Origin of the sequence: Nocardia sp. CA-136227, assembly GCF_050955695.1 — a bacterium.
GTDB lineage: Bacteria > Actinomycetota > Actinomycetes > Mycobacteriales > Mycobacteriaceae > Nocardia.
In genome coordinates, this window is record NZ_CP192081.1 from 7,627,700 (window position 1) to 7,649,219 (window position 21,520).

A 21,520-nucleotide genomic window follows, 5' to 3' on the forward strand; every position below is an offset into this window, starting at 1 on the left:
TCCTATATTTCGAAACAAACAGGTTTGAGTTGTGCGCCCATGAGTACACCACGGGCACCCAGAAGATCGAATCAAGGCCGCGAACCATTTCATCCGGGCACCCGTATAGGAAGCCATGAGCGCCGACATCCTGGAGCGGTACGTCACCTGGCGGCGGGCCCGCGACGGCGATCCCTTCCGGGTGCGCATGCCCACGCTCGGTTCGGTGCTCTTCACCGGCACCGCCGCGGGTGCGCGGGAACTGTTCCGCGCGCCCACGGATCTGCTGGAACCGCCGCTGCCCAATCCGATCGAGCCGATGGTCGGCGCGGCCTCGCTCATCCTGGCCCGCGCCGAGCGGCACCGGCGCGAGCGCGCCCTGCTCGCGCCCGCCTTCCACCGCAATCGAATCAGCGCCTACGGCAACGCCATTCGCGACGCCACCCGTGCCGAACTGGACGGCGAGCGCACCGGGACACCGTGGCGGCCGGGCACCCGCGTCGACGCCCGCGCGGCGGCCCGGGCGCTCACGCTGCGGGTGATCCTGGCGGCCGTGTTCGGCATCGACGAGCCCGCACGGCGCGCCGAGTACACCGCCGCCACCACCGCCTTCCTGGAATCCTTCGGCAGCACGCTGTTCCTGGTTCCCGGCTTGCGGCGCAACATGTTCGGGCTGACCGGCTGGGAGCGGTTCGCCGCCGCGCGGGACCGGATCGACGAACTCATCGACGCCGAGGTGACGCGGCGGCGCGCGCACGGCGGCGGCACGGATCTGCTGGCGCTGCTGCTCGATACGCGCTACGAGGACGGCGACGCCATCACCGACGCCGACCTGCGCGAGCAGTTGCGCACGCTGCTGGTCGCCGGGCATGAAACCACCGCCACCGCACTGGTGTGGGCGCTGTACCGGCTGCACCGGGAACCGGACACGCTGGCCCGGCTGCGCGCCGAATTATCCGCTGCCGGAACCGATCCCGATCCGGCCGAGCTGATGAAGCTGCCCTACCTGGACGCGGTCTGCCAGGAGACGCTGCGGCTGCATCCACCGGTGCCGATCGTATTGCGCAGGCTCACCGGCGATTTCACGCTGCTCGGCAAGCCGCTGGTGGCGGGGGACACCATGGGGGTGTCGGTGCACCTGCTGCACACCGATCCCGCGGTGTGGCCGGAGCCGCGGCGTTTTCGGCCCGAACGGTTCCTCGAGCGCAAATACGGCCCGTTCGAATACGCGCCGTTCGGGGGCGGTCACCGGCGCTGTATCGGCGCCACCCTGGCCGATTACGAGCTGCGCATCGTGCTGGCAACCGTGCTGAGCGGGGTGCGGATGCGGCTCTCACCACGGTTCGCGCGCGGGGGTGCGCCGATGTCGGTGCCGCACACCATCACGGTCGGACCGCGGCGCGCCATCACGTTCGACATCGTCGAGTCGTGAAGCGACGTCGGTGATCTCGATCACAAGTAGGTTTTGGGAAGCGATCACTCCGAAAGCGGCCGTACCGGTGTCACTTTCGGTGAATCGCCGCCGCCATCGGCGCATACACGCCCACCGAGGAACCGACCCACAGTGTTGTGATCGGGCACACACCTAGCAGTCGGTACGGATAACTAGCAGAACGCGGTTGGCGCACTCGAAAGATCGCTGTAGTAATGGACGCGGGGTTGGGACTACTGCGGGTGAAGTGCGCCCGCGTTCTGCGTGAAGAACAAAGATCTGAGAGGACCAAGCTGTGCGCCATACCCGGTATCGAAAGACGGGACTGATCGCCCTTGCCGCCATCGCGGCAACCGGAGCAGTGGTGGCAGCACCCGCCTCAGCGACTCCGCTATGGCCGGGCGGTCCGGACGTTCCGGGCACCCCCTCCGCGGTCATGCCGCAGCCCGAGCCGGGCTCGCTGCCGACCGACCCGAACGCCAAGGCGCCGATTCCGCCCGCCAACTTCGCGGCCCCGAACGTCAGCCCCGGCGACGGTGACGTGGTCGGCGTGGCCATGCCGATCATCATCAACTTCAAGGACCCGGTCGGCGACCACGCCGCCGCCGAGAAGTCGATCCGCATCACCTCCACCAACAAGGTGAACGGCCACTTCTACTGGATGGGCGATAAGCAGGTCCGCTGGCGGCCCGAGAACTTCTGGCCCTCCGGCTCCAAGGTGACCGTGCAGGCCGGCGGCACCGACGTGGCCTACACGGTCGGCGACGAGTTCATCACCACCGCCGACGACACCACCCACATGATCACCGTGACCCGCAATGGCGAGGTCGTGAAGACCATGCCGACCTCCATGGGCAAGAAGGGTCACGAGACCCCGAACGGGACCTACATCGTCAGCGAGAAGAACCGCAAGATGATCATGGACTCGTCCACCTACGGCGTGCCGACCACCGCGGCCGAGGGCTACAAGCTCGAGGTCGAATACGCGACCCGCATGTCCAACAGCGGCATCTTCGTGCATGCCGCCCCGTGGAGCGTGGCGCAGCAGGGCGTTTCCAACGCCTCGCACGGCTGCCTGAACGTCTCCACCGAGGACGCCAAGTGGTTCCAGGAGAACGTGCAGAAGGGCGACCCGGTCATCGTGCAGAACACCGCCGGCGGCACCCTGAACACGGGCGACGGCTGGGGCGATTGGAACTGATGCGGCACTGAGCCGCCAACTCGCAGCGAGGGTCCCGCTCGATCGGAGCGGGACCCTCGCTTGTTTTCTGTTGGCTAACCGTTCATTCGGTTTTGGTCTCGAAACATCTTGGGCGGTCGTACGATTCGCCCCATGTCCGCGCCCCTAGATGGTGTGAGCGGTGAACAGTCGGTGGCGGAGAACGACCGACAGTTCAGCGAGCTACCATCCGGAATTAACCAGACAGTTGCCATAGGCCGTAAAGCTGCGCGGGTGCGATCTTGGCCCGAACGAGTACTCCCGACGCCCCCCGGGCGCGGGTGGCGAAGCAGACCCTGGCGGGACTACGCGCTCTTCACCGTCCTGGTCGCGCCCAACCTGATCCTGTTGGGGCTGTTCGTCTATCGGCCGCTGATCGACAACGTGCGTCTGTCCTTCACCGACTGGAACATCTCCGCGACCACCCTGAACTGGGTCGGATTCGACAACTACACCGAATGGTTCGGGCGCGACGACACCTGGCAGATCGTCGGCAATACCGTCGTGTTCACCGTCGCCGCGGTGCTCGGCAGCATGATCCTGGGCCTGGCCCTCGCGCTGCTGCTGGACCGCAAACTGGTCGGGCGCAATGTGGTTCGATCCGCCATCTTCGCGCCGTACGTGATCTCCGGCGCTGCCATCGGCGTGGGCTTCCAGTTCATCTTCGACCCCGGCTTCGGCCTGATCCCGGACCTGCTGCAGCGGATGGGAATCCACTCACCCGACTTCGCGCAGGACCCGCACTGGGCGCTGTTCATGATCACGGTCACCTACATCTGGAAGAACCTGGGCTACAGCTTCGTCATCTATCTGGCGGCGCTGCAAGGCGTTCGGGCCGACCTGATGGAGGCCGCCGAGATCGACGGCGCGAGCCGCTGGACCACTTTCACCCGGGTGTTGCTGCCGCAGCTGCGGCCCACCACCTACTTCCTGTCGATCACGGTGCTGCTCAACTCGCTGCAGGTCTTCGACCTCATCAATGTGATGACGCGCGGCGGGCCCATCGGCACCGGCACCACCACCATGATCTACCAGGTCTATCGCGAATCCTGGGTGAACCAGCGGGCGGGCTACGGCGCGGCCGTGGCCACCATCATGTTCCTGGTGCTGCTGATCGTGACATTGATCCAGGTGCGCGTCATGGACCGAGGGGACGAGAAGTGAAGCGGCTGAACCTACTGCGCGCGTTCAACGATCGGGAGTTGTGGGCCAAGGTGTTCGGCTACGCCGCCATGGTGTGCGTGCTGATCATCATCGGCGTCCCGCTGTACTACATCCTCACGCGCTCGTTCATGGCGCACGCGGAGGTCTACTCCCAGCCGGTCAGCTACTGGCCGAAACAGTGGCTGGCCTCCAACTATCACGACGCCACCACCACGCTGCCGTTCTGGCAGTTCCTGCGTAACTCCATCATCGTGACCAGCATCGTGTCCGCGGTGAAGTTCGTGCTCGGCGTGCTCAGCGCCTACGGACTGGTGTTCCTGCGCTTCCCCGGCAAGAACATCGTGTTCCTGGTGATCATCGCGGCGCTCATGGTGCCCAACCAGATCACCATCATCTCCAACTACGCGCTCATCGCGCAGCTGGGCTGGCGGAACACCTTCCAGGGCATCATCGTTCCGCTCTGCGGCGTCGCCTTCGGCACCTTCCTCATGCGCAACCACTTCCTGTCGCTGCCCTCCGAGGTGATCGAGGCGGCGCGGATGGACGGCGCGGGCTGGTGGCGGCTGCTCACCCGGGTGGTGCTGCCCATGTCCGGGCCCACCATGGTGGCGTTCGCGGTGGTCACCCTGGTGAACGAGTGGAACGAATACCTGTGGCCGTTCCTGATGGCCGACGACGCGCGGGTCGCCACCCTGCCGGTCGGCCTGACCCTGCTCCAGAACACCGAGAACCCCAGCGTCACCAACTGGGGACCGGTCATGGCCGGGGTCATCCTGACCATGCTTCCCATCCTCGTCGTCTTCCTGGTGCTCCAGCGCCAGATGATCAAGGGCCTCACCTCCGGTGCGGTCAAGGGTTAAGTCCCAGAAGGAGATCCCTGTGTCCGAATCACGATTTCCCGCGCTCTCGCGTCGCGGCTTCCTCGGCCTGGCCGGTGCGGCCGCCGGCGCCGCGGCCCTGACCGCGTGCGCCGGTTCCGGTGGCGGCGGCACCCAGGGCGGCGACTCGAAGACCATCACCTTCTGGTCCAACCACCCGGGCACCTCCAAGGACCAGGAAACCGAGCTGATCAACCGGTTCCAGGCCAAGTACCCGGACCTGAAGGTCAACCTGGTCGACGCCGGCAAGAACTACGAGGAGGTCGCGACCAAGTTCAATGCCGCGCTCTCCGGCGGCGAACTGCCCGACGTGGTCATCCTGTCCGACGTGTGGTGGTTCAACTACGCGCTCAACGGCACCATCGAGCCGCTGGACAGCCACTTCGCCAGCGCCGGGGTGAACGTGTCCGATTACGTGGACACCTTCATCGGCGACTACAAGTTCAACGGCAAGACCTGGGCGCTGCCGTACTCGCGCTCGACGCAGATCTTCTACTACAACAAGGACGTCTGGGCGAAGGCCGGGCTGCCCGACCGCACCCCGAACAGCTGGGACGAATTCGACGAGTGGGGCCCCAAGATCCAGGGCGTGCTCGGCGGCGACAAGTGGGCGCACGGCTGGGGCGACGCGAAGAACTACCTGGCCTGGACCTTCCAGGGCCCGTGCTGGACCTTCGGTGGCGCGTACTCCGACGAGTGGAAGCTCAAGTTCACCGACCCGGCCACCATCAAGGCCGGCCAGTACCTGCGCGACTCCATCAACACCAAGAAGTACGCCAGCATCCGGCCCACCTACGCGGTCGACTTCGGCAACGGCATCATCGCCTCCGCCATCGGCTCCACCGGTGACCTCAAGAGCATCAAGACCAACTCCGCGGGCAAGACCGAATTCGGCACCGGCTTCCTGCCGCACCCGAACGGGGCGGGCGCGACCACCGGTGGTGCGGGCCTGGCGATTCCGTCGCGCATCAGCGACGCCCGCAAGGAGAACGCGCTGAAGTTCATCGACTTCATCACCAACGCGGCCAACACCTCCTACTTCTCGCAGGCCACCGGCTACATTCCGGTGCGCAAGTCGGCGCAGCAGGATCCGAGCATGGCGGACTTCCTGTCCAAGAACCCGAACTTCAAGACCGCCATCGAGCAGCTGCCGCTGACCAAGCCGCAGAACTACGCGCGCGTGTTCGTGCCCGGCGGCGACCAGATCATCGGCACCGGGCTCGAGCAGATCGGCCTGCAGAACCGGGATGTCGCAGGCGCTTTCGGCGATATCGGCAACCAGCTGCAGACCATCATCGACCGCCAGATCACGCCCAAGCTGCCCAAGTAAGAACTAGCCCTCACGCTGCCGTCAGGGGCCGGAGGCGTCGCTCCGCCTCCCCGTGCTTGCCCGCGTAACCACGTAGGCCCCCGGCAGCGTGAGTATTGAACAAGGAGACCCGCCCGACATGGCGACTGTGCAGTTCGAGGGTGTTTCCCTCACCTATCCGGGTGCGCCCGGCCCCGCGGTCGACGACCTGAACCTGGAGATCGCCGACGGCGAATTCCTGGTGCTGGTCGGGCCTTCGGGCTGCGGCAAGTCCACCAGTCTGCGCATGCTGGCGGGTCTCGAAGCGGTGACCGCCGGGCGGCTGCGCATCGGCGGCCTGGACGTCACCGGCCTGCCGCCGCGCTCGCGCGACGTGGCCATGGTGTTCCAGAGCTACGCGCTCTACCCGAACATGACCGTGGCCGACAATATGGGATTCGCGCTGCGCAATGCCGGAATGAGCAAGGCCGACACCCTGGTTCGGGTGAAGGAGGCCGCGGCCATGCTGGAGCTCGAGGACCTGCTGGACCGCAAACCCGCGCGGCTGTCCGGCGGCCAGCGGCAGCGCGTCGCCATGGGCCGGGCCATCGTGCGGCGGCCGCAGGTGTTCTGCATGGACGAACCGCTGTCGAATCTCGATGCGAAACTGCGGGTCTCGACCCGCTCGCAGATCGCCGCACTGCAGAAGCGGCTCGGCACCACCACCGTCTACGTCACCCACGACCAGGTCGAGGCCATGACCATGGGACACCGGGTGGCGGTGATGAAGGACGGGAAGCTGCAGCAGGTCGCCGCGCCACGGGAGCTCTACGACAACCCGGTCAACACCTTCGTCGCCGGATTCATCGGATCGCCCGGCATGAACCTGCTCACCGCGCCCGTGCGCGAGGGCGGAGCCGTGCTGAACGAGCTGCGAATCCCGCTGCCGCACAGCGTCGACGGCGCGAGCGTCATAATCGGCATCCGGCCGGAATCGTGGGAGGTCACCACCGACGCGAGCGATGCGCTCGCGGTCGAGGTGGAGCTGCTCGAGGAGCTGGGCTCGGAGTCGTTCGTCTACTCGCACGGCGTGGCCGACGAATGGTCCAGCCGTTCGGGCCGGGTGGTGGCGCGCGTCGACCGGCGCTTCCAGGTCGCGCTCGGCGACCGGCTCTACCTGACGCCCAAGCAGGACGAACTGTTCTTCTTCGACGCCGAAACCGAAGAGCGCCTGCGCTGATCCACCGCTCCCCGGCCTCGAGCCCCACCCGTCGGGACGGGGCTCGAGGTCTTCAGCGGTGAGTGATCACCAGATCTTCACGCGCTCCGCAGGATCCAGGTAGAGAGCATCGCCGGGAGTGACCTCGAAGGCTTCGTGGAAGCTGTCGAGGTTGCGGACGACGCCATTGCAACGGAACTCCGGCGGGGAGTGCGGATCGACCGCGAGACGGCGAATCGCCTCCTCCGAGCGAGCCTTGGTGCGCCACACCTGCGCCCAGCCGAAGAACACACGCTGCAAGCCGGTCAGCTGGTCGAGGACGGGGGAGTCCTGACCCTCGATGGCGATCTTGTACGCCTCCAGCGCGATCGAGAGACCACCCAGATCGCCGATGTTCTCACCGATGGTGAACTCGCCGTTGACCGTGTGGTCGTCGGACAGGTCCTTGGGCGAGAAGGTGCTGTACTGGGCGATCAGCGCCTTGGTGCGCTTGCCGAACTCGGTGCGGTCCGACTCGGTCCACCAGTCGATCATGTTGCCGTCGCCGTCGTACTTCGAACCCTGATCGTCGAAGCCGTGGCCGATCTCGTGGCCGATGACCGCGCCGATCCCGCCGTAGTTGGCGGCGTCGTCGGCGTTCATATCGAAGAACGGGGGCTGCAGGATCGCTGCCGGGAAGACGATCTCGTTCATGCCCGGGTTGTAGTACGCGTTCACCGTCTGCGGGGTCATGAACCACTCACCGCGGTCCACCGGGCCGCCCAGCTTGTTCAGATCCCGGTCGTGCTCGGCGGCGTACCCGCTGCGGTAGTTGCCCACCACGTCGGCGGGATCCACGGTGACGGCGGCGTAGTCGCGCCACTCCTCCGGGTAGCCGATCTTGGGGGTGAACTTCTCCAGCTTGGCCAGCGCGGCCTTCCGGGTGTCCGGGCCCATCCACTCCAGCTGGGAGATATTGCGGCGGTAGGCCTCCTGCAGGTTCTCCACCAGCTCGACCATGCGGGCCTTGGCCGCGGGCGGGAAGTGCCGGGCCACATAGAGTTTGCCGACCGCCTCGCCGAGCAGGTCCTGCACCAGGGAGACGCCGCGCTTCCAGCGCTCCCGGTTCTCCTGCGCGCCGGTCAGGGTGCGGCCGTAGAAGTCGAAGCTCTCCTCGACCAGGGCCTCGGTGAGATACGGGGCGCGGGCCTTCACGACTCGCCAGGCGGCCCAGCCCTTCCAGTCCTCCAGCGACTCCGACGCCCAGGTCTGGGCGAAGGTGCGCACGTAATCGGGCTGGCGCACCACCAGTTCCGCGAACAGCTCCGCGCCCGAGCGGTCCAGGCCGGCGGCCAGCGCGGAAGTCCAGGCGGTCCAGTCGAATTCCGGGTTCTCCGCGGCCAGGTCCGCGAAAGTCACCAGGTTGTAGCTCAATTCGGCGTCGCGACGGCGCACCACGTCCCAATGGCCCGCGGCCAGCTTGGCTTCCAGGTCGAAGACCCGCTGCGCGTCGTAGTCCAGGCCCGCCAGCTCGAACATGCGGCGCATGTGGGCGACGTACTTCGCGCGGATCTCCGCGTATTCGTCCTTGTGGTAGTACGACTCGTCGGGCAGGCCGATGCCGGACTGGGTGGCGTGCACCAGGTAGCGGGTGGAGTTCTTGTCGTCGGTGTCGACGTAGAAGGCCAGCGCGCCGCCGACGCCGGTGCGCTGCAGGCGGCCGATGAGGGCGGCGAACTCCGCGCGGTCGGCGACCGCGGCGACGGCGGCCAGCTCCTCGGCGATCGGGGTCAGGCCCGCGGCCTCGATGACCTCGGCGGCCATGAAGCTGTTGTACAGATCGCCGATCTTGCGTTCTTCGGAGCCGGGCGCGGCGTCGGCGGCCGAGGCGTCCTGGATGATCTTCTGAACATCCAGTTCGGCCTGGTCGTAGAGCGTGCGGAAGGCACCGTCGACCGCTCGGTCGGCCGGTATTTCATAGGTGTCCAGCCATTTGCCGTTGACGTGCGCGAACAGGTCGTCCTGCACCCGAACGTCCGCGTCACGGAAGGACAGGTCGATACCGGAGGGAGGCGTCAGCTGCGAAGTCACGATCCCCAGTATGCCCACTGCGAGGGCATCCGGCCGGGGTGTGTGAACTTCGCACCCATTGCGTTCACGTTGGGTGAACGCAATGATTCAGGCGCCGACCGGCACCCGGTCGAATTCCCCGTCCCGGGCGCCCTCGACGAAAGCGCGCCATTCGCCGGGGGTGTACACCAGGGTGATCGGTCCGTGCCGGAGTGAGGTGTGGCCGTCTGCACCGGTCTCCGCGATGAGCGCGGTGCGGTGGATATGGCGGCCCAGCACGACGGCCAGGAATGTCATCCATTCGGCCGCGGTGACGGTGATGATGGGCTCGTCGTCAGGGCGATGTTCCGGATTGCGCCGGTACTTGCTGTCGCGGATGAGCACCGCATCACCGTCGAATCGAACCTCCACGCACTGATTTCCGTTATTGGTACGAGTCGACGTGAACCAGCCGCTGGATTCCGGCTGATACTTCGCGGTGGTAAGCATGTGCAGCATTTTACCGTTACGCATGCGTCTCCTACCCTTGCGAATAGCGTTTGATGAGCTCCAAAGATTCTGCGCGACCGAGTGATTGGTCGAGTGCGCGCACAAATGCGAACCGCAGATCGCGAATCTGATCCGGATCCTCCACGGCCCCACCGAAAACCGCGCTCTCCACCCAGGTGAAGGTGGGAAGACTTTCGGAAGCGAAATCCAGCAGATGGAAACTCGAACCACCCAGCATCGCGCCGCGTGTCGCGGTGAACGGAATCACCCGCACCGAAATGGAATCCAGTTCGTCGAGCAGTGTCGCCAGATGTTCGAGTTGGCCGCGCAATACTTTCGGGCCGCCGATCTGCTGCAACAGGGTGGCCTCGCCGATCACCGCGGTGAGCTCCACCCGGTCGTCGCCGCGCAGCCGTTCCTGCCGTTTCAGCCGCACCGCCACCAGCTGTTCCACCTGCACCGGACGGATCATGACGTCGGCGCTGATCAGCGCCCGCGCGTATTCCTCGGTCTGCAGCAGGCCCGGCACGACCAGGCTGTCGTAGCTGAGGATGCTCTCCGCGCCCAGCTCCATGCCGTAATACCGTTGCAGCTCAGGCCCGATCAGCGCCGAGGACTTGGCCCACCAGCCGCGCTCCTTGCTGAGCAGCAGCAGCTCCAGCAGTTCGTCGCGCTCCTCGCCCTCCACCTCCAGCAGCTCCAGCACCGGGCCGATGGTGGTCGCGGTGAGGACGCGGCGGCCCTTCTCCACATGCGACCAATTGGCCGGGGTGAAGCCGACGCGCTTGGCGAACGTCGCCGAATCGAAGCCGCACTGCTCGCGTAATTCACGCAGCCGCAGGACCAGCTCCCACCGGGCGACGGTAGGCGAGACGGGTGCCATGGCGACCGATGCTACGCCGCGAAACTCGCTGGCGTGTGACTATTGTCATAGTGATTGCGCGGGCTTACTGTCGGTAGCAGGAGGTTCGCCATGAGCGCGCTGGACCCGTCGTCGTACACCGCCACCCAGGAAGCGCTGGCCCGGTGCAGACGCTACCGCAAGGACCACGGGCTGTACGGCGTGGTGGATTCGACGCTGGGCCGAATCATGTTGGAGGTCGGGGCCGTCGGCGCCGTGACCATGCCCGCCGAGCTGGGCCGCAGGGTCCGCGACCAGCTCACCGCGCGCGAGCGGCGCGGTCCGGTCATCGCCCATCCGCGCTCCGGCCGCTGGACCTTCCTCACCGGACCCAGCGACGACTCATATCTCGACATCACGCTGTTCTCGGATCTTTTCCGCGATTGCGCATCCGTTGCGCAGCCCGGCAGCACCATCGTGTTGCCCTCACCCACCGACGAGCACAACGCCTACCGCACCTGGATTCACCCGCCGGAAGGGGACTTTCGACCGGAACTGTCGGAAGTGCTGGCCGCCGTACGCGAATGCCACCCGGGGGCAGCCGGATCCAGCACCGGCGGCGTCAGCGCGTCGGAACCGGTGTGAGCGTCACGCTGAACTTGTCCTCCAGCCGCTGATCGAACTCACGCTGGCACTGATCGACCTTGGCCTGATCGCCGTTGGCGTCGCGGACACAGTCCAGGAAGTCGGTGGCGCCGGTGTCCTTGAACACCGTCCACACCAGCACGCCGATCACCGCGCCGCCGATCAGGCTGATCACACCCATGATCGTGCCCGTCAGCGCCATCCCGAAGCCCCCGGCCGCCCCGCGCCGCGCCTTCATCACCGCGATCAGGCCCAGCACGATGGCCACCACGCCGCAGATCAGGCCGACGATGGTGAACAGGACGGTCCAGAACGTCAGCAGGCCGATGATGCCGAAGACCAGGGCGGTGATCGCCATGCCCTTGCGCTGCGGCGACTCCTGCCAGTACTGCCCGCCGCCCGGCGGCGGATAGTTGCCCGGCGGCGGGTACGCGCCCGGCGGGTAGTTCCCCGGCTGCCCCTGCTGCGGCGGGTAGTTCCCCGGCTGCCCCTGCTGCGGCGGGTACTGACCGTACTGGTCCGGCGGCGGGTACTGGTTCATGGGCCGATGCTATTGCCCGCCGAGCCGGGCATGCATTTCCCACACCAGGATCTCCGACGGCAGGTTGGCCGTGACCCGCTGGCCGCCGCTGCGGGCCAGCCGGACCGCGTCGCCCTCGTACAGGGTCCCCGCGCCCTCCATCTCCACCTCGCCGCGTGCGACGAAAACGTGCAGGTAGGGGGCCTCGGGTAAGCGGACCTCGGCGCCCTCACCGGGCATCCGGGCCACATGCATGGCGGAATGGCTGCTGGCGATGGCGATGGCCGTGCGGTCGCGGTAGCGGGGCAGGCCCGAGGCCACCGTGACCAGGTCGCCGCTCGCGAGTTCGGCGTCGATCTCGAGCTGCTGGTAGCCGGGGGTCAGCCCGGAGTCGTCGGGCACCACCCACATCTGCACGAAATGCACCGGCTCCTGGTGTTCGGGCGCATTGCTGAGCCGCCAGGAGTCGTTCTTCTCCGAGTGCAGGATGCCGGTGCCGGCGCTCATCCGCTGGGCCAGGCCCGGGTAGATGACGCCGTTGTGGCCCAGGGAATCCTGATGCACCAGGCTGCCGCTCAGCACCCAGGTGACGATCTCCATGTCCCGGTGCGGATGGGTCTCGAACCCCTCGCCGGGCAGGACGATGTCCTCGTTGTTGACCAGCAGCAGGCCGTGATGGGTGTTGTCGGGATCGTAGTGTTCTCCGAAGGAGAAAGAATGCTTCGAATCCAGCCACGCCACACGGGTTTTCATGCGGTCGCCGCCACGATGGATATCGATGTGTGGTGTCGTGAGGGTGGACACCGCCGTACTCCTCTCACCGGCGAGCACCGATCGGATTCCAGGGTAGGGGCCGATACAGCGGCCCAACTTGAATTCCGGGTTAAATTCTAGCGTGCGGGCAGCGCTGCCCCACCTGCCGCCGACCAGGTACTACGCTTCCGGCAATCGACCCGGGCAAATGCTCGGCGATTGTCCGGTCGCCCGGTCGCCACCTTCCCGGATCCCGCCCCGACCATCAGCGGGTTTCGGTCGGCGACCGTATCATGATGTGCCGCAAGCGAAACGGGAGGGAGAGCAGGGGGATGCGACCCGAGGTACTCGCGGGCATCGAGCGCGAACTCCGGCAGCAGGCCGAGAGCGAGGGGATCGCTCATTTCGTCATGGGCGTGGCCGTCTTCCGGGACGGCAAACTCCTGGTCGTACGGCGTGTCGAGGAAGGCTCGCACGCGGGGATGTGGGAACTGCCGGGCGGCGGTGTGGAATCGGGGGAGACCTTCGCCGACTGCGTGGCCCGCGAGCTGTTCGAGGAGACCGGGCTGCGGGTCGTGAACATCACCGATGTGCTGGGCGGCTTCGACTACGCCACCCGCACCAAGTCGCGGGTCCGCAAATACAGCTTCGTGGTCGAGGCCGAACCCGGCGAGATCCGGCTCGACCCGCTCGAGCACGACCGCTACCAGTGGATCGATTCCGACAGCGTCGACAACCTGCCCATGGCCGATGACATGCGCGCCGCCGTGTTCGCCCTGGTGACCACGCACCCGTCGCGGTGACCGCGCCCCCGCCCGCCGAGCCGCGCACCCGGCTCGCCGCGGTGACGGCCGCGCTGCGCGAGAACCCGGGCACCCTGCGCCTGACCATGGTCCGGCTCACCGGGCAGTTCGGCGACGGCATGTTCCAGGCCGCGCTGTCGGGCGCGATCCTGTTCAACCCCGAGCGGCAGACCGATCCGCTGGCCATCGCCGGGGGCTTCGCCGCGCTGCTGCTGCCGTATTCGATCATCGGGCCGTTCGCGGGCGCGCTGCTCGACCGCTGGGACCGCCGCCGGGTGCTGCTGTACGCCAACCTGCTGCGCGCGGTGCTCATCCTGGCCACCGCGGCCGGGCTGCTGGCCGGGATCCGGGCCACGCCGCTCCTGCTGGGCGCGCTGGCCGTGGTCGGGGTGAGCCGCTTCGTGGGCGCGGGCGTGTCCGCGTCGCTGCCCAAGGTGCTGTCCCAACGCTGGCTGGTCCCGATGAACTCGGTGCTGGCGACCGTGGCGTCCGGGTGCGCGATTCTCGGCGCGGGCCTGGGGTTCTCGCTCATCGGGCTGATCGGGGCCGGTGACTTCGCGTCCGCGGTGGCGACCGCCGCCAGCGCCTCGGGCTCGATCGTGAGCGGGCTGGTGGTGGCCGGATTCCGGCCCCGGGCACTGGGTCCCGACCGGGACGGGCCCACCGGCGACACCGCGGGCGGGCTCGCCACCGTGCGGGCCATCATGGCCGGACTGCGCCGGGGCGCCACCGCGGCCTGGGGATCGCGGGACGTGACCACCGCCTTCCTCGGGATCGGCGCGCACCGCGTCGTGTTCGGCGCGGACACCCTGCTCATGGTGCTGGCGCTGCGCCGCGGCGACGAGTCCGCGGTCGGCACCCACCTCGCCAAGTTCAGCGCGGCCATCACCGCGACCGGGGCTGGACTGGTGACCGCGGCCGTGGTGGCCCCCTTCCTGATCCCGCGGCTGGGCCGCCCGCGCACCGTGGTGAGCTGCCTGGTGGCCGCGATCATCGTGCAGCTGACCCTGGTCACGCCGATCACCGTCGCCACCGGCGAGACCGAGCGGCGGGCGGAACTGCTGCTGCTCGCGGCGGCCTTCCTGCTCGGGCTGGCCGGGCAGGTCATCAAGCTGACCGGCGACGCGGCCATGCAGATCGAGATCGACGACACCCACCGCGGCCAGGTGTTCGCGCTGCAGGACACGATCTTCAACATCACCTTCGTGCTGGCGCTGGCCGGGACCGCGCTGCTGATCCCGGCGGACGGGCGCTCCCCCGCGGTGGTGGTGGCCGCGGCCGCCGTCTACGCCTGCGGAATCGTCGCCATCGGGGCGAATTGCCGCCGACGGACCGGTCCGTCCGCGGCATAGATATCGGCTCGATCACACCGGCCCGGCGACACGCGGCAGCGCTCTGGCGGATGCGACCGGGCCCGATACCGTGGATTCAATGACTGCGCGGCGCTCCGAAGCACCTGCGGCACTGGCACTCTCCAGCCTGGCGATGGCCGGGGTCATGTTGCTGCCCGGCGTGCCCGCCACCGCGAACGCCCTGGCGCCCTGGGCCCCGCCGCCGCTGAACGCCTGCGGCGAAACGGGATTCGATCCGCTGGCCCGGGAACCGAATCCGGACCTCCCGCCGCCGCCACCCCCGCCGGTGGACACCACCATCCACATCCAGCTCCCGGTCCCGAAGTTCACGCCGGTCCCGATCCCCGGACCCCGCCAGAACAACACCCGGATCGACCCGGCGCCGCTGCCCGCGGACCCGTGCGCCAACCCGTGCCCGGACATTCGCACCGACCAGAGCCCCCGGCCCGAGAACCTCCCGCCCGAGACCGAACCCGACGAGCCGGGCGACGACGAGGACACCACCGACGAGCCGCCCACCACCGAGCCGGCACCCGAACCCGCGCCCCCGCCGCCGGCCAACAGCGGATCGGGCGGAATTCCGTTGCCGCGGCTGCAGATCGATCAGGTCCCCGAGACCATTCCGATCCCGATCCCCGGCGGGGAGCCCCCCGAACCGCAGCCGCAGCCCGCACCGGCCGTGCCGTCGCCGGCGCCCGCGCCGGTCGCCGCGCCCGTCGCCCCCGTCGCGCTCGACGCACTCGAGCTGGTGAACCAGGTGACCGGGCACGGCTCCAGCAACCGCACCGACATGCGCTGGTCGGTGGACGGCACCGACCTCGGCCTCATGTGGGAGACCGAGCCCGGGCGGATCGCCGTCGTGTTCGGCGACACCTTCGGCAAGGGCTGGGAGCCGGTCGGGGCGGGCAACGGCGACCAGGACTGGCGCAGCAACGCCATCGCCTTCAGCACCGAGCGCGACCTGTCCAAGGGCCTGGTGCTGGACACCTTCGCCCAGGACAGCCGCTGCCACGCGGCCGAGATCCTGGCCAGCCGCAAGGTCGACAACTTCGAGATCACCACCATCCCCACCTCGGGATTCGCGCTGCACGGCCGCCAGTACCTGACCTACATGTCGGTGGCGCGGTGGAGCCGCCTGCGGCCCGGCATGTGGTGGACCACCCTGGGCGGGCTGGCCTGGTCCGACGACGGCGGCGACACCTGGACCAAATCCGAATGGGCGCGCTGGGACAACGTTTTCGGACTCGGGCGGTTCCAGGTCATGGCGATGACCCCGCACGACGGGTACGCGTACATGTTCGGCACGCCCAACGGCCGGTTCGGCACCATCGCGCTGGCCCGGGTGCCCAGCGATCAGGTGCTCAACAAGTCGGCGTACCAGTACTGGATCGGCAACACCTGGGTACCCGCGTTCGGACCCGACGAATTACTGGCCACGCCGGTGATTTCCGGAACCGCCGGGGAGGTGTCGGTGCGCTACGACGCGTCGACGCGGCGGTGGCAGATGCTGTACCTGGACCTCGACCGGGGGGCGCTGGTGCTGCGCACCGCCGCCGAACCGCAGGGGACGTGGACCGATCCGGTGACGCTGGTCAACACCGGCGAATACCCCACCACCTACGGCGGATTCATCCATCCCTGGTCGAGCGGGAACGATCTGTACTTCACCATGTCGGCGTGGAACAGCTACAACGTGTACCTCATGCACGCCAAGCTGAAGTAGCGCAACGGAATCCGTGCGGCCGCGCGGTCACTCGACGCGGCGGAAGCGCAGCGGCTGCCCCGGCCGGGCCTGCGCCACCGTGTCCACATCGGCGTCCACCACCACCGCGATCACCGGATAGCCGCCGGTGATCGGGTGATCCGCGAGGAAGACGACGGGCTGACCGCTGGGCGGCACCTGCACCGAACCCAAGGCCATACCCTCCGTGGGCAATTCACCGGCGACGCTGCGCCGCAACGCGGGCCCGCGTCGCCGGTCCAGCCGTGCGCCGATCCGGTCGGTGTCCGGCGACACCGTCCACTCGCCCGCGAAAAGCGCTGCGGCATCGGTGAACCAGTCCGCCCGCGGGCCGGGCACCGCGCGCACCGTGAGCAGGTCGTTGCCCAGCGCCGGAACCGGCGCGACGTCCACGATCGGCAGCGCGCGCGGCGGCGGGCCCACCGGCAGCAGGTCACCCGGGCGCAGCGGTTCGGGGCCGATGCCGGAGAGGGTGTCGCGGCTGCGGGAACCCAGCACCGGCGAGACCTCGATCCCGCCCCGCACCGCTACATAACTGCGCAGACCGGTGGCGGCGAGCCCCAGCCGAAGCCGTTGGCCCTCCTCGATTTCGAGCACGCTGGCCGTGCCCATCGGGCGGTCGTCGACGGTGACGGGGGCCGACGCGCCGGTCACCGCCACTGTGACATGCCGCTGGGCCAGTAGCTCCAATCCGCCCAGCAGCACTTCGATGCCCGCCGCGCCTTCGGAGTTGCCGACCAGTCGGTTCGCCAACCGGAGTGAGGCCCGGTCCGCGGCCCCGGCCGCGCCCACCCCCGAATCGAACCAGCCCGGACGGCCCAGATCCTGAATGGTGGCCAGCGGCCCCACCCGATCGACCCGCAGTGCGCTCATGACTTACCTCCCCGCGTCGACGAACCTGACCGGCGTCCCCGCCCGCACGAGGGCGGGCGGATCCCGGTCCACATCCCACATCGATGAATCGGTGGTGCCGATCAACTGCCATCCGCCCGGGCTGCGGCGCGGGTAGACGGCCGAATAGCCGCCCGCCAGGGCCACCGCGCCCGCCGGGATCGCGGTCCGCGACTGGGTGCGCCGCGGCACGGTCAGCCGGGCGTCGGGTGATTCCAGATAGCCGAAACCGGGCGCGAAACCCACGAAGGCGCAATGCCATACGGTCCCGGTGTGCTGGGCGACGACCTCGGCCTCGGACAGGCCGAGCAGGCGCGCGACCTCGGGCAGATCCTCGCCGTCGTAGCGGACCGGGATCACGACCGGTTCGCGGGGCGCGGCCCGCTCACCCCGATCGCCGACGGCGTCGTCACGAGTCCAGCCGTCGAGGGCGGAAGGCTGCGCCGGTGACCGCCGATCACCGGCACCGACCCGGGCCGCCGAGTCCAGCCGGTTCAGCAAGGCCAGCAACCGCTTTCGCACCGGCTCCCGCGACCGCGGCGAATCCAGGGTCACCAGCACGGTTTCGGCGGCGGGCAGGACATCCAGCACGCCACGCGGCCGCGGCTCCAGCGCGGACACCAGCGCGGCGACCATGGCGTGGTGCGGTGGAATCACCAGCAGCGCACGGTCACCCGCCGCCCGCACCTCGCCGGCGGCGTCGATCTGCCGGGGATCGGTCATGGCACACCATTCCCGATCAGGTGAAAGCCCGCACGGGCGTACCGGATTCGTCGAGTGCCGCGCGGATCCGGCGCGCCATCTCGACCGCCGCCGGCGTGTCGCCGTGCACGCAGATGCTGGCCGCCGTCACCGCCACCGTGCCGCCGTCCACGGCCGTCGCCTTGCCGTCCCGCGCGATCGACAGCGCCTGCGCCACCGCCGCGTCCGCGCCGAGTACGGCGCCGGGCAGCCCACGCGGGGCGAGCAGACCCTCCGGCGTATAGGCGCGATCGGCGAAACCCTCACCCACGAACGGAGTTCCGGCCGCCCGGGCCGCGTGCTCGAGCTCCGTGCCCGCCGGGCCCAGCAGGGCCAGATCGGTGTCGAAGTCGCGCAGCGCCGCGACGATCGCGTCGGCCAGCGCCCGGTCGGCGGCCGCCTGGTGATACAGCGCGCCATGAGGTTTCACGTAGCGGACCCGGTCCCCGGCCGCGGCGGCGAAGCCGGCCAGCGCGCCGATCTGATACAGCGTCTCGTCCCGCAGGTCGTCCGGGGTGACGGCGATGGCGCGGCGGCCGAACCCGGCCAGATCGCGATGGCCCACGTGCGCGCCGATCCGGACGCCCTTCTCCACGGCCAGGGCGCAGGTGCGGCGCATGATGGCCGGATCGCCCGCGTGGAAGCCGCAGGCGATGTTCGCGCTGGTGACCACGTCCAGCATGGCGGCGTCATCGCCCATGGCCCAGTCGCCGAAACCCTCACCGAGGTCGCTGTTCAGATCCAGCGTCATCCGCGTCCTCCCGCTGTCGTCGTGATCCGATTGTGGGCGCGCCCGCATCCGGCGACAAGAATGTCACGACAGAAACTGTGTCATGGATCACAGCGATGTGCGGCCGGTTCCGGCGGCGGTCCAGGCATCAATACGCGTAGACGTCCACCCGACATCCCGGTCGTGCAGGCGGGCGGACACCTCGAGCCCGGTCACGGCGTCAGCTCTCCCAGCAGGGCGCCCAGGTGGCGCGGCGCGGGGGAGCCGTGCGCGAGCATCGCGTCGTGCCAGTCCCGCAGGGGAGTGGCGGCGGGGCGCGCGGCGGCCAGCGCGGCCACCTCGGTGTAGCCGACGAAATAGGTGGAGAGCTGGGTGGAGGTGAGCAGGGTGCGACGCCATTTGCCGGCGGCCTCGCCCTCCTCCTGGAAGCCGCGGTCGAGCATCAGGCGCATGGCCTCGGACTCGGTCATGGCGTCGCAGTGCACGGACTGGTCCAGGATGGCGTTGATGGTCATGCGGAGGTGGGACTTCAACTGCTGCAACCGGACCGGGAGCCCGCCGAAACCGGTGTCGGCCATGAGCTTCTCGGTGTAGACGGCCCAGCCCTCGATGAAGGTTCCGCTCGAGCACAATGCGCGGACCGCGGTCGAACCGCGGAAGCGGCGGGCCCGCGCCAACTGGAGATAGTGGCCGGGCATGGCCTCGTGCACGGTCAGATTGCGCATCATGTGGTCGTTGTATTCGCGATAGAACGACGCCGCCCGCTCCGGCGACCACCCCTCCGGAGTCGGGGCGATGGCGAAGAAGGTAGGGAGCTCTGCGGTTTCGAGCGGACCCACCGAATCGCAGTAGGCCACCGCCACCCCGCGCGCGAATTCCGGCATCTCCTGGATCACCAGCGGGTCCTCGACCAGCGACGCCAGGTCTTGCTCGCGGACGAAGGCGGTGGCCTCGGCGAGCGCGTCGGTGGCCACGGCCACCACCGTGTCGTTCGACGGGCGCTCGGCCGACACCCGCTCCAGCGCGCGGCGCACGGTGTCGTCGTCGGGGTGCGCGACGCCGAGCAGTTCACCCGCCGCCGAACGGATTTCGCCGGTCAGCTGCTCGAGATGACGATGGGCGCGGTCCAGGATCTCCCGCGAGCCCAGTTCGGTGTCGAGGGTGTGCCAGAGCTTCGCCTCCCACAACCGACGGCCCAGGCGCGGATCACGGTCCGCGCCGTCCAGGCGACCGGCCAGCCAGGAGGTGAACTCCTGCAGCGCCGACACCGCACCGGCGGCGGCGGGCTCGATGACGAACCCGGGCGCCTCGGCGGCCAGCGCCGGCACCTGGTCGCGCAGCAGCGCGGCCACCCCTGCGAACTGGCCGATCGCGGTTTCGGCATGGACGCCCGGCATGTCACCGAGCACCGCGCGCGCCGTGGCCAGCGCGTCCGGCAGCGCGGTGAGCCGGGCACGCAGCGCCTCCAGGCGCACCTCGGCGGGCGCGAACGGGCGGGCGATCAGGTGATGCAGCAGCGGACCGGGATTGTGCACCAGCGGATTCCACTCGTGCTCGCGGATCTCGGTGAGCTCGAAGAGCAGGCCGTCTACCCGCTGCTGCAGCAAGGCCAGATCGACGCCGTCCTCCGGCGCGAGGTCGTCGGGATCCACCTCGGCCAACGTGTGCGAGGCGTCGCGCAGCAGCGCGACCCGCTCGGCCACCGCACCCGGCGACAGATCCGGCAGCCGGTCATCGGCGCGATGATCACCGACCTCGGCGGCCAGGTGCGGATCGGCAGTCAGCAGCGCATCGACGATGCGCTCGGCACGGGAGGCGAAGATCGGCGACATGGTGGTCACGTTAGCGTTCCGATACATCCGCGAGTACGGATGACAAGAGGCGCCGGGAGTGTTCCTGTTCACCTTCGCCACCCTGGTGTCGCCACCGGCGGCCAGTACGCTCGAAGCAATCATGGCCACGTATTTCGATCCGAAGGCCTGGTCACCCCTGCGCGCGGTGGACCTGGGCATGGACCTCGGAAAACGCTTGTTCGACCAGGTCTGGGTGGAGCAATGGACGAGCTTCACCAGCGCCTGGCTCGAACCGGCCGCCGACTTCGGGTCCGGAACCGTCACCGCGCTGATGCCCGATGTCCTCATGACCCTGCTGTCCGAAGGCATCCTCAGCCAGTTCGGCGGCCAGGAGGTCAGCGCCACCCTGCTCGGCAGCGATATGCGGGCCACCCTGCACACGCTCAAGGTGCGGCGGCGCGGCGCGCACTTCCAAGCAAAGACCGTGCTCACCGGACTGCTCTGGAACACCCACCCGATCGAGGAACTCACCGTCATCGCCCACGGGTTGCGGCTCATCCCCGGCGTCCCCACCAAGGTCCGCACCTCACAGCTCGACCTCACCGGCGTGATAACCCTTGCGGCACTGCTGGAATGGATCAACAGCTGGCAGCCCGACTGGGAACTGGAACGCGCCGACGACGGACTGATCCTGGCCCGGCACCGGCGGCGCCGGATCCGGGCGCTGGCCGCCGCCGAGGTCATCGACAATGTCCTGTCGATCACCGTGCACCGCGCGCACTGGCGAAAAGTCCGCGCGCCCAAGCGGTTCACCACGCTCAACCCGATTCCGCTGACCGGGCTGCCCAGTCAGGCGCGGATCAGCCGGGCCGAACTGGTCGGCGAGCATGTGTTCTTCCGCATCGACCTGCCGGGCATCACCGGCTCGTTCGATCTCGCGCAGATCCGATCGGCCATCGTCGCGGGGACGACGCTGATCATCTTCTGACGCAA

At 68.6% G+C, this 21,520-nt stretch carries 20 protein-coding genes; 11 read left to right on the plus strand and 9 right to left on the minus strand.

Translation table 11 applies throughout. The features are described from left to right. Positions 1 to 115 precede the first annotated feature (115 nt). The 6 genes from ACQP06_RS35290 to ACQP06_RS35315 all read left to right on the plus strand — a co-directional run bounded on the left by ACQP06_RS35290 (position 116) and on the right by ACQP06_RS35315 (position 7,200). Positions 116 to 1,411: a cytochrome P450 gene (locus tag ACQP06_RS35290; RefSeq protein ID WP_433669484.1), complete on the plus strand. Its 1,296-nt coding sequence runs from the start codon at positions 116 to 118 to the stop codon at positions 1,409 to 1,411. 295 nt (positions 1,412 to 1,706) lie between these two features. Further along, the gene (locus ACQP06_RS35295; protein ID WP_433669486.1) at positions 1,707 to 2,612 is read left to right on the plus strand and encodes an Ig-like domain-containing protein; all 906 of its coding nucleotides are present in this window, start codon (positions 1,707 to 1,709) and stop codon (positions 2,610 to 2,612) included. A gap of 252 nt (positions 2,613 to 2,864) precedes the next feature. Then, complete coding sequence (locus ACQP06_RS35300; RefSeq protein WP_433669488.1) at positions 2,865 to 3,794, plus strand: carbohydrate ABC transporter permease; 930 nt, start codon at positions 2,865 to 2,867, stop codon at positions 3,792 to 3,794. 68 nt (positions 3,795 to 3,862) lie between these two features. Beyond that, complete coding sequence (locus ACQP06_RS35305; RefSeq protein WP_433673529.1) at positions 3,863 to 4,654, plus strand: carbohydrate ABC transporter permease; 792 nt, start codon at positions 3,863 to 3,865, stop codon at positions 4,652 to 4,654. Between the two features lie 19 nt (positions 4,655 to 4,673). Then, positions 4,674 to 6,002 (plus strand): ABC transporter substrate-binding protein, encoded by a 1,329-nt coding sequence (locus ACQP06_RS35310; protein WP_433669490.1) that lies wholly within the window; start codon positions 4,674 to 4,676, stop codon positions 6,000 to 6,002. Between the two features lie 118 nt (positions 6,003 to 6,120). Continuing rightward, positions 6,121 to 7,200, plus strand: a complete 1,080-nt coding sequence (locus ACQP06_RS35315; RefSeq protein WP_433669492.1) for an ABC transporter ATP-binding protein — start codon at positions 6,121 to 6,123, stop codon at positions 7,198 to 7,200. Positions 7,201 to 7,266: 66 nt separating this feature from the next. Here the strand turns inward: ACQP06_RS35315 and ACQP06_RS35320 are convergent, their stop codons facing one another. From ACQP06_RS35320 to ACQP06_RS35330, 3 genes are all read right to left on the minus strand, one after another. Then, entirely contained in the window at positions 7,267 to 9,249 is a 1,983-nt protein-coding gene (locus ACQP06_RS35320; RefSeq protein WP_433669493.1) for a M13 family metallopeptidase, read from the minus strand. Between the two features lie 87 nt (positions 9,250 to 9,336). Beyond that, the gene (locus ACQP06_RS35325) at positions 9,337 to 9,717 is read right to left on the minus strand and encodes a DUF397 domain-containing protein (RefSeq protein WP_433669495.1); all 381 of its coding nucleotides are present in this window, start codon (positions 9,715 to 9,717) and stop codon (positions 9,337 to 9,339) included. A 31-nt stretch (positions 9,718 to 9,748) separates the two neighbouring features. Beyond that, positions 9,749 to 10,600, minus strand: a complete 852-nt coding sequence (locus tag ACQP06_RS35330) for a Scr1 family TA system antitoxin-like transcriptional regulator (protein WP_379271834.1) — start codon at positions 10,598 to 10,600, stop codon at positions 9,749 to 9,751. 90 nt (positions 10,601 to 10,690) lie between these two features. Between ACQP06_RS35330 and ACQP06_RS35335 the strand changes: the two genes are divergently transcribed. After that, positions 10,691 to 11,203: a hypothetical protein gene (locus tag ACQP06_RS35335; protein ID WP_433669497.1), complete on the plus strand. Its 513-nt coding sequence runs from the start codon at positions 10,691 to 10,693 to the stop codon at positions 11,201 to 11,203. Here the strand turns inward: ACQP06_RS35335 and ACQP06_RS35340 are convergent. Together ACQP06_RS35340 and ACQP06_RS35345 are read right to left on the minus strand one after the other, a co-directional pair. Next, positions 11,181 to 11,744: a DUF4190 domain-containing protein gene (locus ACQP06_RS35340; protein ID WP_433669498.1), complete on the minus strand. Its 564-nt coding sequence runs from the start codon at positions 11,742 to 11,744 to the stop codon at positions 11,181 to 11,183. The genes ACQP06_RS35335 and ACQP06_RS35340 overlap by 23 nt on opposite strands. A gap of 9 nt (positions 11,745 to 11,753) precedes the next feature. Next, positions 11,754 to 12,527 carry a pirin family protein gene (locus ACQP06_RS35345; RefSeq protein WP_357088559.1) on the minus strand — a complete coding sequence of 258 codons (774 nt, stop codon included), beginning with the start codon at positions 12,525 to 12,527 and terminating at the stop codon, positions 11,754 to 11,756. Between the two features lie 281 nt (positions 12,528 to 12,808). Between ACQP06_RS35345 and ACQP06_RS35350 the strand changes: the two genes are divergently transcribed. The 3 genes from ACQP06_RS35350 to ACQP06_RS35360 all read left to right on the plus strand — a co-directional run bounded on the left by ACQP06_RS35350 (position 12,809) and on the right by ACQP06_RS35360 (position 16,354). Beyond that, positions 12,809 to 13,279, plus strand: a complete 471-nt coding sequence (locus ACQP06_RS35350; RefSeq protein WP_433669500.1) for an NUDIX hydrolase — start codon at positions 12,809 to 12,811, stop codon at positions 13,277 to 13,279. Then, on the plus strand, positions 13,276 to 14,631 hold the full coding sequence (locus ACQP06_RS35355; RefSeq protein WP_433669502.1) for a hypothetical protein: 1,356 nt from the start codon (positions 13,276 to 13,278) through the stop codon (positions 14,629 to 14,631). The genes ACQP06_RS35350 and ACQP06_RS35355 overlap by 4 nt, the downstream gene beginning before the upstream one ends. A 79-nt stretch (positions 14,632 to 14,710) precedes the next feature. Then, a complete protein-coding gene (locus tag ACQP06_RS35360) occupies positions 14,711 to 16,354 on the plus strand; it encodes a DUF4185 domain-containing protein (protein ID WP_433669503.1) in 1,644 nt (547 codons plus the stop codon). A 27-nt stretch (positions 16,355 to 16,381) separates the two neighbouring features. On the opposite strand, the gene ACQP06_RS35365 is transcribed toward ACQP06_RS35360, so the two are convergent. The 4 genes from ACQP06_RS35365 to ACQP06_RS35380 all read right to left on the minus strand — a co-directional run bounded on the left by ACQP06_RS35365 (position 16,382) and on the right by ACQP06_RS35380 (position 20,566). Continuing rightward, positions 16,382 to 17,245: a biotin-dependent carboxyltransferase family protein gene (locus ACQP06_RS35365; protein ID WP_433669505.1), complete on the minus strand. Its 864-nt coding sequence runs from the start codon at positions 17,243 to 17,245 to the stop codon at positions 16,382 to 16,384. Positions 17,246 to 17,248: 3 nt separating this feature from the next. Next, positions 17,249 to 17,986, minus strand: a complete 738-nt coding sequence (locus ACQP06_RS35370; protein ID WP_433669507.1) for a 5-oxoprolinase subunit B family protein — start codon at positions 17,984 to 17,986, stop codon at positions 17,249 to 17,251. Between the two features lie 16 nt (positions 17,987 to 18,002). Continuing rightward, entirely contained in the window at positions 18,003 to 18,755 is a 753-nt protein-coding gene (locus tag ACQP06_RS35375; RefSeq protein WP_433669509.1) for a LamB/YcsF family protein, read from the minus strand. A 191-nt stretch (positions 18,756 to 18,946) separates the two neighbouring features. Continuing rightward, a complete protein-coding gene (locus ACQP06_RS35380) occupies positions 18,947 to 20,566 on the minus strand; it encodes a DUF885 domain-containing protein (RefSeq protein ID WP_433673530.1) in 1,620 nt (539 codons plus the stop codon). A gap of 58 nt (positions 20,567 to 20,624) precedes the next feature. Here ACQP06_RS35380 and ACQP06_RS35385 point away from each other — a divergent pair, with 58 nt between their 5' ends. Then, positions 20,625 to 21,515, plus strand: a complete 891-nt coding sequence (locus ACQP06_RS35385; RefSeq protein ID WP_433669511.1) for a hypothetical protein — start codon at positions 20,625 to 20,627, stop codon at positions 21,513 to 21,515. The last annotated feature ends 5 nt before the right edge of the window (positions 21,516 to 21,520 follow it).

What these genes read in the sequence shown, in the direction of transcription:
- ACQP06_RS35360 (WP_433669503.1), top strand. Translation starts at nt 14,711, where the DNA reads ATGACTGCGCGGCGCTCCGAAGCACCTGCGGCACTGGCACTCTCCAGC.
- ACQP06_RS35325 (WP_433669495.1), bottom strand. Translation starts at nt 9,717, where the DNA reads ATGCTTACCACCGCGAAGTATCAGCCGGAATCCAGCGGCTGGTTCACG.
- ACQP06_RS35365 (WP_433669505.1), bottom strand. Translation starts at nt 17,245, where the DNA reads ATGAGCGCACTGCGGGTCGATCGGGTGGGGCCGCTGGCCACCATTCAG.
- ACQP06_RS35330 (WP_379271834.1), bottom strand. Translation starts at nt 10,600, where the DNA reads ATGGCACCCGTCTCGCCTACCGTCGCCCGGTGGGAGCTGGTCCTGCGG.
- ACQP06_RS35305 (WP_433673529.1), top strand. Translation starts at nt 3,863, where the DNA reads ATGGTGTGCGTGCTGATCATCATCGGCGTCCCGCTGTACTACATCCTC.
- ACQP06_RS35370 (WP_433669507.1), bottom strand. Translation starts at nt 17,986, where the DNA reads ATGACCGATCCCCGGCAGATCGACGCCGCCGGCGAGGTGCGGGCGGCG.
- ACQP06_RS35290 (WP_433669484.1), top strand. Translation starts at nt 116, where the DNA reads ATGAGCGCCGACATCCTGGAGCGGTACGTCACCTGGCGGCGGGCCCGC.
- ACQP06_RS35375 (WP_433669509.1), bottom strand. Translation starts at nt 18,755, where the DNA reads ATGACGCTGGATCTGAACAGCGACCTCGGTGAGGGTTTCGGCGACTGG.
- ACQP06_RS35335 (WP_433669497.1), top strand. Translation starts at nt 10,691, where the DNA reads ATGAGCGCGCTGGACCCGTCGTCGTACACCGCCACCCAGGAAGCGCTG.
- ACQP06_RS35350 (WP_433669500.1), top strand. Translation starts at nt 12,809, where the DNA reads ATGCGACCCGAGGTACTCGCGGGCATCGAGCGCGAACTCCGGCAGCAG.
- ACQP06_RS35315 (WP_433669492.1), top strand. Translation starts at nt 6,121, where the DNA reads ATGGCGACTGTGCAGTTCGAGGGTGTTTCCCTCACCTATCCGGGTGCG.
- ACQP06_RS35340 (WP_433669498.1), bottom strand. Translation starts at nt 11,744, where the DNA reads ATGAACCAGTACCCGCCGCCGGACCAGTACGGTCAGTACCCGCCGCAG.
- ACQP06_RS35380 (WP_433673530.1), bottom strand. Translation starts at nt 20,566, where the DNA reads ATGTCGCCGATCTTCGCCTCCCGTGCCGAGCGCATCGTCGATGCGCTG.